Raw genomic sequence first — 12,355 nt, forward strand, 5'->3', positions numbered from 1 at the left:
CTCTATTGTTCTAAAAATTGTAAAATAACATTTGGTATCGAAGAAAGGCTGACTTGCTTTTCAACAGCACCGAGTTGGAATGCTTCTTTGGGCATTCCGTAAACTACACATGATTCTTCATCTTGGCCAATGGTTCGTCCGCCCTTATCTTTAATTCCTTTTAAACCGACGGCTCCATCCCTTCCCATTCCGGTGAGTAATATTGCTAAACAATAATTCCCCATTTTGCCTTTGGAAATAGAATCAAATAAAACATCGACAGAGGGACGATGGCCGCTGACTTTCTCAAAAACTTCTAACTCAAGATAAAAACGTCCCGCTAAACGACGAACGAGTAAATGTTGGTCCCCTGGTGCTAAATAAACATGACCTTGTTCTAAAATGTCTCCATGTCCTGCTTCCTTTACCGGAAGGCCCGTGGTTTGGTTGAGTCTTTGCGCAAACAAAGTTGTAAAATGTTCAGGCATATGTTGGACAATGACTATGGGCGGTAGGTCACTAGGGAGTTGGTGTAAAATAAAATCAAGGGCTTGGGTTCCGCCAGTGGATGCTCCAATAGCAATTAATTTAATGTTAGTTTGTTTACCTTTTAATCCGGTTAATTTTGTTTTAAGAGTCGTTAGTGATTGTTTGGGTTTTGAAGTAAGCCCTAATTTTCTAATTTTGATTTTCAGTTCTTCCAACATCCGTAAAAAATCAGCCTCGCTTCCGTCAGGTTTTTTTACAAAATCCATAGCTCCTTTTTGGAGAGCTTGGATGGTTGCATTAGCACCTGATACCGTGTAGGTGCTAAGCATAATCACTGGGGTTGGAAAGTTGGGCATAAGCCAGTCTAAAAATTCGATCCCCGTCATACCTGGCATATCAACATCTAAACTGATCACATCTGGGTGAAGTTGTGGAATCAAACGTTTTGCTTCCATTGCATTTGATGCAGTTCCAACAACTTGAATCGTTTTGTCACTCGCAAACATTTCCGACAGGACATTACGCACTACAGTTTGATCATCTACAATGAGTAACTTTATCATTAGTCGTTTCTTTGCATTTTTTGAAAAATGGATTTAACATCTAAAATTAAACTTACATTTCCACTTCCAAGGATTGTAAAACCATTCACTCCATTGGCTTCTTCTAAAATTCCTTGTAAGGGTTTGATGACGACATTTTGATTGCCAATAATTTCATCCACCCGGATTCCAATTAGTTTTTTTTCATACTCGAGTACAATCATGAGCGGATCTAAATTATCGTAAAGGATCGTTTCTCTATGATTCAAAATCTGATTGATTTCAAAGATAGGAATGAAGGTGCCGCGAACATCAATTACTTTCTGATTGTCTTCTAATGGAATTTCTTCTCTGTTATTAAGGCTAACAAACTCCCTAAGTTCAATCGTCTGGATAGTGAAAAACTTTTCACCAATACGAACAACAGTTCCTTCCATGATACCTAACGAAAGTGGAATTCTTAAAATGAAACTTGTGCCTTTCCCAACACGGCTATGAATTTCAATTTTCCCACCCATCCTTTCGACGTTTTGTCGGACGATATCCATTCCGACACCTCGTCCAGAAATATCTGTCACCGCATCGGCAGTCGATAATCCAGGTACAAAAATTAAATTGTAAACTTCTTGGTCAGATAAGTTTTCTGTATCACCACTGAGAATCCCTCGTTCTAGAGATTTTTGTATGATTTTTTCTTTGTTAAGTCCACGGCCATCATCCCGAATCATTACCCAGACCTCGTTTACTGATTGTCTGGCACTTAACTGAATGGTTCCCACTTCCGGTTTTCCAACAAGCGTGCGTTCACCTGCGTTTTCAATTCCATGATCTATGGAGTTCCTTAAGATGTGAATGATTGGATCTGCAATGAGATCAACTATGGATTTATCAATTTCCGTTTCTTCACCGCTAATGTAGAGTGCTACTTTTTTGTTTGCCTTCTTTTGTAGATCTCGTACCAAACGAGACATTTTTTGGAAAACGCCACTGATTGGTATCATCCGGGTCGACAAAGCCACTTCCTGTAAATCTAATACAATTTTACGGAGTCTATTGAGTGAAGAATTGAAATCTTCGTTTCTAAGTGATTTGAGAAGAGGGTGCTGGGTTACATTCGATTCGGCAATGACTAGCTCACCTACTAAATCCATAAGTGCATCTAACTTTTCATTGGCGACTTTGATTTCTTTTTTATGGACTGCAGTGGAAGGACCTGTGACTTCTTTATCAATTTGGGATTTTGTTTGTAAAAGTGGCTCTTGAATCGTTTTTTCCGAATTCAACTGTGGTTTGGAGATTTCAACAGTTTGAATCTCTACTGTAGTGGAGGAGGATACCGACTCACCAAAGATTTCAAAGGCAGGTTTTTTTGTTACCGTCGTTGCAGTGGTTACCGTGTCGCTCGGTTCTTCTCCAAAGATTTCAAAACTTTTTTTCTTTTTCGGTGCGGGTTCTTCTTTTGCTTCTGGAATTATTGTTTCCAGATTCAAACGTTTGATTTCTCTTTTTAAAACTTCGATAATTGCTTCTGATTCTTCATCTAACTCTGGATTTGCTTTGGTTTCATCTACCTTTTCCAATAGTCTCCTTAATTGGTCACAGGTGTTGATTAATACTTGGCATATGTCTTCGTTAGGAAGCATTTTTTCCTTACGGAGAATATCCATTAAGGTTTCTGCTTCGTGAGAAATTTTTACCAAACTTTCGAGTTTTAATAAACCAGAAGAACCTTTAAACGTATGTACAGCACGGAATAGGTTATTGATTAACTCCTCATCATATTCGCCTGCGTGGTCATTGATTTCTTCAATAGAGAGAATTGCCGATTCGCAAACCTCTATCAATTCAAATCCTTCAGGGATAAAATCGAGTAAGAGCTGTTCTCTTCCCATATCTAAACTCAGAATTTTTCAGTCAGAGCGTTATGTTCATGTGTCGAACCAAAAGAATTGGACGACTTATTATTTTTTCCAAATTCAGCCGCTATATTTTTAAGATCACCTGGTTTGTTTGTTAAATTTTTGTTTTGTTTCGACAAAGCCAACTTTGCTTTATCTATTTTAACAAGTGTACCCATAATTTCGAGTAGGTGGCCTGATTGTTCTTTGAGTTCGTTTGATGTTGCTGCTAGTTCTTCGGAAGAAGATGCCGCGATTTGTGTGGTTTGATCCATTTGAGTCATCGCCAAAGAAATTTGATTGATTCCTGAGGATTGTTCACTCGATGCATCTGCAATGGAGGAAACTAATTCTGCCGTTTTTTTAATACTCGGAACAATTTCTTCGATTACTTTTCCTGCTTCTTCGGCTAAGGACACACTGTTGAAAGATAGTTGGTTGATTTCTTGAGCGGCAACTTGGCTTCTTTCTGCTAATTTTCTAACTTCATCAGCTACCACGGCAAAACCCTTCCCATGTTTACCCGCACGAGCCGCTTCAATCGCAGCATTTAAGGCGAGTAAGTTGGTTTGATAAGCAATTTCTTCGATGATTTTGATTTTGGAGGAAATGTTTTTCATTGCATCCAAAGTTTTAAAAACTGCCTCTCTACCTTTTGTTGTTTCTTTTGCTGAAGTAGAAGCGATTTGGTTGGTTTCGCTAGCAGCTTGTGAGTTTTGAGTTACCGAAGAAGACATTTCTTCAATGGAGGCTGTGGACTCTTCGATAGAAGCTGCTTGTTCACTAGCACCTTGGCTGAGAGAATATGCGGTGGAAGAAACTTGTTCTGCTGCCGTGGAAACAGTGGCTGCAATTTCTACAGCTGAGTTGAGTGCTTTTGTAATACTTACTATAATCCATGCGGCAATGAGAATGGAAACAAAAGCGGAAACAACAAAAAGCACAACCATAAATACAAAAATCCCAGCATACAGTTCATCTGTGAGTTTGTTTGCTTCGTTCATATCATCGGAAGCCATTTTTGCAATTTCGTTAGTGACGGCATCAAACCGATTCGCAGCTGGGCGTCCCTTTTTAGTGGATATAGCCTGCGCTTCGTCTGTGTGATTTTTCAGTGCGACCACTTTCACTTCTTCATAAGCAGCGGCATAATCATCGAATGCGGCTCTCAGTTCTTTTATCTTTTCTTGGTCTTTTTCGTTTCCTAATTTTTGTAACGCATCAATCTGTTCAAACAATTCTTTGGTATATTTTACCCGATTGGTTAATCTTATATTCATGGCCTCAATTGTTTGTTCGAGGATGAGATCCTTTTCATTTCGGATCAGCCACATGAATTTTGTTCTAATTTTTTCTGAAAACTGAACTTTAGGAGAGTAAATCAAAACTAGGTCTGTTACCTTTTTATTGAAAATTTTAACGCTGTAAATTCCTGAACCTGTTCCAATTCCGATAAATAATATCAACAAACTGAACCCGAGGATCAATTTTCCTTTTACTGTCATGGATTTTAAATTAAACATATTTTTTCCTCTTCTAAGCTTGATTACTGATGGCTACATCTAATGCTAGTTTGTCTTCGTCTTTGAGAAGTTTTTCTATATTGAGTAAAACTTTTACATCGTCGCTGACTTTTGCTATGGATTTGATAAACTGATTCCCTTGGTGTTCCCCAAACTTGGGGGCCTCTTCCATGCTATTGGGAGCAATTTTGATTACCTCTTTTACTGTATCTACGATCAGTCCAATGAGTTGTTGGTTTACGCTTAAGATAATCACACAGGTTTTGTCATTGTAACCGATAGATTGCATTCGGAATCGATCTCGGACGTCAACAAGTGCAATGACTTTTCCACGAAGGTTGATGACACCTTTGATAAACGTTGGCATATCGGGAATTTCTGTAATGGTCTGCATCCCTACAATTTCGGTGATGAATTTGATTTCGATTCCGTAACTTCGGTCTGCGAGTGAGAATATTAGATAACGACCGTCCAGGGTGTCTTCGTCATCATAATCATCGTTTTCATCAGATAGAGGTTCCATATCCAAGCTGTTCATTCTGTCACCTTCTTGTGAGCGAAAAATATTATATTGAAATAAACGCGCAATAAAAAATATAAAACAAAAGAATCTTAGTTATCTCTTAAGGAATGATATCAAATTCCAAAGTCACGGATACTTCGGAAGATTTATTGTTATAAATGTTGGAATCCAATACATTGAAGTATATTTTTGCATTCATATCTTCTAATATTTTTTTAACGATTGGCAATCCGAGTCCTAATCCGAATTCTTCCTTGGAGTAACGTTCATCTACGTATTTGTTGACTCGGTAGAATGGTTGGAATAGGATAATCTCTTCCGACATTTTAAAATCGAATTGGTGGATGGAAGGATCCATCGGCGCATTCAAAATTTTCAGAGAAAATTTGTCTCCAGCTCTCATAAAGAGAATGTAGATGCTGGAACTATCCGGTGCATACTTCATTGCGTTAATCAGAAGTTCTCTGATCGCAGTCCTAAGCAGTTTGAAGTTACAATTGAATTTATTTTCTTGCCCGTTTTGTAAATTTGAAATATGAAATCTTTGGTTTTTGATCGTGCTCATATCGGCTAGATAGTTCACTTCTTCTTGCACCATATTGTGTAAGTCTTTTAGCATAGTACTTTCTGTGATGACAGCACTGCCTTCGAAAACAACCTGTGCCTCTGCTAAAGTTTGGACTAATTTTTTTGTACTACGAAAATTATCCTCTATCAGTTCAAAAATAGTGGAAGGAACAACGTAGCGATCTCCTTCCTTTTTTGCTTTTCTGAGTAAGGATCCCACCGTTGTGACAAGAGCTCCCAAACCGGAACCTTGCATGAGTGAGGTATTCAGATTGGGTAGAGCTTTTTCCATCCAATCCTTATGGCTTCCCTTGCCTTCAATCTCATGGCGCCAATTGAAAATTTTGATGATTTCTTTATGTAGATTTTCTTCGTACTGGACTACCGCTTTCTCCACTTGGGTAAGGTCTACCAACGTTTCTGTTTCTTCTGCAATCTCCAAGACAGAGATGAGTAGATACTTTTGAGGTTGGGAACCAAAAAGAAAGGGAGCCACTTTGATGACTAGTTGGAACTCAGGAAAGGTGTAACGAGAGGAGAAGGGCACACCAGTCTCTCCCACTTTGGAGATGGTTTCTCTCAAGTTTACATAGGCTACCGGTAGGAATTCCTCAATGGATTTTCCTACTGTATTGGTTCCCACTTGCCAGGGATTTGTTTCGGAAGCATAGGCCTCTACAATTTGGCCACTTTCGGAAAGAAGGATGTACGTTCCTGATGGTAAAGAGGGGAATACAGCACCCGCAAAAGATTTGATTGTACTTTCCGTAGACATTCCGGCCATTTCACCTGCTGTTTCAGAATTCGAATACGATCTGAACGGACTCTAGTTATAACACATTAATTCATTAATACAAGAGAGTATGTGAAAAAATGTTCATAAATCCCAGGGAAAGGTTGAGAAGACTTCCGCTTCTGAAATGAGTCTTAATCGGGAGAAATCCGAGGAAAAGAAAAGGTTCCTTTTTAAGGCAAGGGGTTCGCTCGTTTTCGATCGTTAGATGATTCGGAAATTCTAAAAAGTTTCGGAGTGTGTTTCCTTCTTTCTTTGTTTTGCTTTTCCGAATTATGTCGTTTTAGAAAGGAGTCGCAAGGTTTTGGTTTCTGATACATCCAATGAATTTTTGCAATTTGGGTGCTGTATCCTGGGTTTCGCGAGGGTTGTTGGGAAGGGAAATCGTAATCAAAGGAATATATGTATAGATGAATATACTTAAATTGTGCAGTGATGATTCCATTGTATTGTGGTGGTTTTTGTTAAGGAAGGATGCGGTTAATTAGAAACACAGCGAACATAAAGATTCGTGACTTTCGCAATTCCTTCATAGAGATTGGTTGTGGTTGTACCAAAATTGGTGTACCAAGCATTCGCTGTTGTTTCTGCATAAGTTGTGGATGTCCAATAATGGTTACTTAGCGTGTTGGGAAACGCGGACTGGTCAATCATCGGAGGAGCGGATTTCGTAAAATCATACAAACTTACCAGTTCATTTCGATTTGGCAATCTCCAGGATCTTGATCCTAAATTTAAACTACTGCAATATGTGAGTGCAGTGTTCCAATCTAAAACATTGCCTCCTCCAGAACAAGTGGAATCGTTGCTTTGCCCATAAGAACATTTTTGCCAAGTGAGGCCCGTGCCATTGTCTTTTAAGGTTCCATCACCATGATCAGTAAAGGATAATGTTTCGATAGGTGGTGGTGAGGCAACGCAGCGACCACGGTATCCTGTTGTATTTTGAAGATAAATATCACTACGATAATAATTCATATACCAATTTCTACTAGGGGGAATCAGGAAAGGAGTGGATGCCCAATAGGCAAAGTCGACAGTTCCAGGAAGAGCCGTCGGATTGATAATGGTTATATTGATTTTACTGGTATCGGCAGTCGTTATGATTTCTTTCACTGTAGGAAGGCGCCAAGTTTTATGGCCAGCATATCCACTTCCTGAATTTAAGGAATTGAGAGCCGTGCAAGAAGCATCTAAAATGGAAAAGGTGCCTCCAGTAAGCCCCGGACTATTAATCGCGCAAGTAGGTCCCTCTAAACCTTGGGAACAAGATTTCCAAAGGATGCCTGTGGATTGATCGAAAGTTGTGTAATCATTGGGATAGGTTGTGCTCGCAGTCGGGCCAGTGTAATTGGTAGAAATTCCAGAGCCTATGAAAAAATCATCACCGCTAGCATAAGACGTAGTTTGTCCGGTTTTTAAAGGTAGAAGGGAATAGGTTCCTTCACTAATCGGACTGTCATCCATTCCTGGTTTGATGGCGATGGCCCGAATCTTTTGTCCAGCCAGTCGCCAAATGGAAACAGGAGAAGAATAAGGAGTGGAAGTTGGAGTAGGGACAGATCCGTCCGTAGTGAAATAAATCGTTGCCCCTGGGGTAAAAGCGGAAATGGAAATAAAATGGGGTTCTGTGTAATGGCCAGGCGCTGGGGAAAAAACGGGAGCGAGCATAAGACCCATCCCGCAATGATTCGTTGCATTTCCGGAAAGAATTTTAATCAGAAGGGTTTCGTAATATCCGCTGAAATGCGGGTCGCATTGGTTATCCAATTCTAGTTGTTTGCAGTTGATAAAAAAGAGTATAGAAAGTAAGCAAAAGAAGGTTTGGATCCAGGACTTGCGCCTAAGGTATTGTTTCATATCTTGTCGCTTCAGAAATTGCCTAGAATCATGTGAGTGATTTTTAGATAAAACGAAAGGCGGAATTTATTGACAAGTGATTTATCTAGCTACGGCAGTATTTCTTTAAGACACTTTACCCATAATTTTGTAGATGTACTAGGTAACCCGAATCGAAGTAAAACGGGTTTGGTTTTTGTTCTTTAGACCCTTCTATTTCTAAAAACAAGAGGGTCATGGTTTGGAAGTTCAGTGATTTGGTATTATACCAATCATTCGTATTTTTATTCTAACCTAATTCGGCCAGTTAAATACCGAGAATCAAAGTTTCCGTCATTATCTTCTTTTGTTACGAAACTTTGTAAATCAACACACATATAATCGGAACCAACGGGAAGTAGAATTGTGGAAACGGAACTGACTCCTGGAAGTAATGGGGGAATTAGAGGATCCCAAATATAGGAGAATTCATTAAATTCTAAAAGATTTAATCCTGTCCTTGGGGAAGTTCCATTGATATCAATTGCAAGATAGGTTAATTCGTGATGTTTGTATTTTGCTTTAAATTCTAACGCTCCCGCGACGTTAATAGTTTCTATACAATGATCGTCACAATTACCAACTGTTGCTGGAACAAGAGGAGCATTCACACAATCCCGATTATGAAAAAAATTAATTTCCTTTGATGAAGATCCAAATTCGTTTCTTGCAACGAGTATTAGTTTGTGTTTTTGATTGGAACGATGCGTAAAAATAAACCAAATGGTACCACCTGGATTCGGTGTGGAAGGAGTTAAAGTATGATAAGTTATCGCATTAACAACCGTTCCATCTTGCTCCAATCTCAAATTCCGTTTTCCGATATATGCAGTAATCGTCGTATGGTTATGGATAGGCAGTTGAAAACTAATGTTGTCGATTAAAATTCGACCATAGAGTCCATAAGGATCGTCTGCCCCGGGTGCATTGTTCACTTGAGTCTGCGGGTCATTCAATATTGGAGCATTTAAAGGTTGCCCTGGTGCAGCGGGTGGCCCCACTACTGGTGGAATTGGTGGTAACAATCCTCCTGTCTGGTCATCATCAGATACGGATTCCACTTGGGATCCAGAAGCAAGTCCCAAAAGCCCAATGGTATTTGTTTGGTCTGAATCATTTTTATTTTCCGAACAATTGATAAATAGTAGGGAGAAAAATAGAAAAAGATACAAAAGTGATAAATAAAACATCCGCTCCATCGATTTATTTTTTTGAAACTGGAACCAAACGTTCCGTGAAAACTTTTCCTTAAACATCCGAGAATCTCCTAAACCAAATAAATGAATTATATTTTTAATCCTTAATATTCTAATTCATTTTGATTTTGTTGTCGTCCGGGGACGGGAATCAGGAGGGAATCGAAATCTTTTTTGTCTGAACAGAATGGAAATTACTTCGTTAGGAAAATTATTTCAGGAAATTTGCTACAAAATGTAAGCCGGAGAATTTCCTCTTTCCATTTAGGATTCGGAAGGTCTTTGTCTAAATTCGGAAGCTGTGATTTTGAGTTCTTTTTTAAAGGCATCGTAAAAACTAGAAAGTGATTTATAACCAACTTCGAAACCAATATCACTTACATTTTTATCTGGATATTTGATGAGAAGGTCTTTTGCTTCTTTGATTCGGTAACTGTGCAAAAAGGAATGGAAAGTAGTTTGTTTTTTTCCATTTAAAAATTCAGAAAGTTGCCTCGGGTGTAATTCTAGTTCTTCTGCTAAAACTTCTAGGGAAAGATCTTCATTGAGATAGATTTTTTCAATTTCCATCAGATGGGACAATCGATTTTGAAGTCGATCTAGATCTACTTGAAGTAAACGTGATTTTGTATTGTTTTGGTTTTCACCTACTCTCTGATAGGTGTTTGTAAAAAGGGTATATCTTTCCAGAGCCAATCGTAACCGATCTTCGGAGACAGGTTTTGCGATAAAGTCAATAACTCCGTATTCAAAAGCCCGGATTGCATTGTCGGTATTGGCGGAAACAATAATTGTGCTCATAGTTGTTGTTGGAATTCGATCCAAAACTTCAAAACCATCGGACCCAAAAATATTCAGATCTAGGAAAAATAAATCGATGGAGGTTTGTTTTAAATGTACATCCGCCTCATCGATAGAGGTAACATGATGAATTTCATCAATCAGTAAACCTGGTATTGTATTCAATAGTTTGGTTAAGTATTTGGCGTGAACCGGTTCATCTTCTAAAATCAGTATTTTCATTTTATATTTTTGGAATTTGGATCAAAACTCTGTATCCATTTTTAGATTTTCCGTGAGTGAGTGACCAATTGCCTGGATACGACTCCTCTAGGCGAAGTCTTACATATTCAAGGCCTGTCCCCGAACCATTCTTTTGTGGATTTCTTTCCTTTATTTTTTCGTGGTGATATACAATAAAACAATAGACGGAAAAAAATTTTTCATCCTTTGTAGTGTTTTTTTTAAAGATTCCAAAACTTAGTTTCGCATCCTGCGAATCTTCGTGAGTGAAGGCATTCTCAATGAGTGTATGAAAGATCAATGGAGGAATCGACTCTTTAGGATCAATGCCAAAAGTTTTGAATTTATAATCTTTTTCCATCCGCATCTTCATCACACCAATATGGTATTTACATAAATCAATTTCATCGCCAATGGGAACTAATTGTTTAGAGGCAACTTTGAGTATGATACGAAGTTCTCCCACCAGCGAATCTAATATCGCTGCTGATTTTTCGGGACTTTCGGAGACCCAATAACGAATCGCCGATAAGGAATTCATTAAGAAGTGTGGTTGGATGGATTTTTTATACAGTTCTAGTTCCATTCTTTTGGAATGAATGTTTGTATGATAAATTTTTTCTTTTAGAAGGACTGCATGTTCTAGTTCTTCTTTTTGTTTTTCAACAGTGAGATAAAGTTTTGAATGTTTTTTGGAAAGGAAAAACGATTGGGAAAAGAATAGAACAAAGGTTCCAATGGGGCCATAAACTTCTGTTTTGATCATATTTTTTTCAAATAGAATATCGTTTAAGACAGTGAAAAATAAAAACAGAAATCCAAATAAAAATCCACCGGCACTTTCTCTTTTGTTTTTCACTGCTTGGATTAAAATCCAAAAGATATAGATACAACAAAATAACATTGTGATTTCTGCTGGAAGTAATGTCTCTTCAATCCATCCGGAATTGGGAAATAAAACTACGGCAGAAAATGAGAAAAATAAAAATTGGAATGTGTATTTTGGTAATTTGTTTGTTTCCTCAGGAAAAACTTTTTCCATAAAACTAAGTAAAATGGGGAAGGTTAAATAAATCGAAAGGAAGAATAGTTTGATAAGCCATAACCATTCAAAATCGGGAAACAGAATCAGCAAAAAAAACTCACCACTCGTGATTTTATAAATCAAACTGCAAAAGGAGTAAATGGAAAAGTAGAGAAGGCTTACGTCCTTCTTTCGTAAAAGATAGAGTGTGAAGTGGTATAGAGAGATTACAAATAAACTAGCAATGAGGAAGATATCTAATGCCAGACGAATCTGTTTGGTTCTGATCATAGATTCTTCTGTGCCAATTTCTATGCTCTGGCGAAAACCTGCGTTTAAGGATTTAAAGTTTGCAACTTGGACTATAATTTCTGCGGTTTCGGAGTTCGGGGTAAAACTTACAATCTTTGGTAGCCAATATTCTTTTGTCTCTTCTTCCGATTTACCCACGATTCCATTTTCAGAAATGATGAACCCATTTAAGTAAAAACGATAGGTAGTGAATGCATGTGGGATATAGAAGGTCAGGGGACGATTGATGGATTCTTTAGGGAGTGTTAGGTGTAAGCGGAAAGTGCTGTAGGTCAGTGGTGAATATGTTTTTCCTTTTCGTTCGACTTCATTCCAGAAACCGGGCAGTGTGATGGTTTCTTTTTCTAGTTCAGGGGGATTTTTTTTGAAATCTTCCGAATTTAAAAGTTTTTGATAATAAAATTCCCAGTCTCCATCCAGTTTAATGGAAGTTTGGTTCTGGAACATTGATTCACTGAGAGTTAGTTTTCCCTGGGTAACCTTCGGTAAACTCTCGTCAGTTGCAAATTTTTGACACGAGGTGATTACTAGAACCACAACAAGGATTTTTATGTGGTTCATAATGCTACGGGAAATCCATGGGTTGATTTGAGTATGCATCATTTGTT

At 38.2% G+C, this 12,355-nt stretch carries 9 protein-coding genes; all 9 read right to left on the reverse strand.

Annotation, left to right across the window (positions count from 1 at the left end):
- Nucleotides 1-2 precede the first annotated feature (2 nt).
- The 9 genes from JWG41_RS10985 to JWG41_RS11025 all read right to left on the reverse strand — a co-directional run bounded on the left by JWG41_RS10985 (nt 3) and on the right by JWG41_RS11025 (nt 12,308).
- On the reverse strand, nt 3-1,031 hold the full coding sequence (locus JWG41_RS10985) for a protein-glutamate methylesterase/protein-glutamine glutaminase (protein WP_205269976.1): 1,029 nt from the start codon (nt 1,029-1,031) through the stop codon (nt 3-5).
- Nucleotides 1,031-2,902 (reverse strand): chemotaxis protein CheA, encoded by a 1,872-nt coding sequence (locus JWG41_RS10990; RefSeq protein ID WP_205269977.1) that lies wholly within the window; start codon nt 2,900-2,902, stop codon nt 1,031-1,033. The genes JWG41_RS10985 and JWG41_RS10990 overlap by 1 nt, the downstream gene beginning before the upstream one ends.
- Nucleotides 2,903-2,910: 8 nt before the next feature.
- The gene (locus JWG41_RS21295; RefSeq protein ID WP_205269978.1) at nt 2,911-4,431 is read right to left on the reverse strand and encodes a HAMP domain-containing methyl-accepting chemotaxis protein; all 1,521 of its coding nucleotides are present in this window, start codon (nt 4,429-4,431) and stop codon (nt 2,911-2,913) included.
- Between the two features lie 13 nt (nt 4,432-4,444).
- Nucleotides 4,445-4,969, reverse strand: a complete 525-nt coding sequence (locus JWG41_RS11000) for a chemotaxis protein CheW (RefSeq protein ID WP_205269979.1) — start codon at nt 4,967-4,969, stop codon at nt 4,445-4,447.
- Between the two features lie 85 nt (nt 4,970-5,054).
- A complete protein-coding gene (locus tag JWG41_RS11005) occupies nt 5,055-6,296 on the reverse strand; it encodes a sensor histidine kinase (RefSeq protein ID WP_205269980.1) in 1,242 nt (413 codons plus the stop codon).
- 498 nt (nt 6,297-6,794) lie between these two features.
- Nucleotides 6,795-8,174, reverse strand: a complete 1,380-nt coding sequence (locus JWG41_RS11010; RefSeq protein WP_205269981.1) for an Lcl domain-containing protein — start codon at nt 8,172-8,174, stop codon at nt 6,795-6,797.
- A gap of 263 nt (nt 8,175-8,437) precedes the next feature.
- Nucleotides 8,438-9,448 (reverse strand): hypothetical protein, encoded by a 1,011-nt coding sequence (locus tag JWG41_RS11015; protein ID WP_205269982.1) that lies wholly within the window; start codon nt 9,446-9,448, stop codon nt 8,438-8,440.
- A 204-nt stretch (nt 9,449-9,652) separates the two neighbouring features.
- Entirely contained in the window at nt 9,653-10,411 is a 759-nt protein-coding gene (locus JWG41_RS11020; protein ID WP_205269983.1) for a response regulator transcription factor, read from the reverse strand.
- Between the two features lies 1 nt (nt 10,412).
- On the reverse strand, nt 10,413-12,308 hold the full coding sequence (locus JWG41_RS11025; RefSeq protein ID WP_232373936.1) for a sensor histidine kinase: 1,896 nt from the start codon (nt 12,306-12,308) through the stop codon (nt 10,413-10,415).
- Nucleotides 12,309-12,355: the final 47 nt, after the last annotated feature.

Source organism: Leptospira chreensis (genome assembly GCF_016919165.1).
In the GTDB taxonomy this organism is placed as follows: domain Bacteria; phylum Spirochaetota; class Leptospiria; order Leptospirales; family Leptospiraceae; genus Leptospira_A; species Leptospira_A chreensis.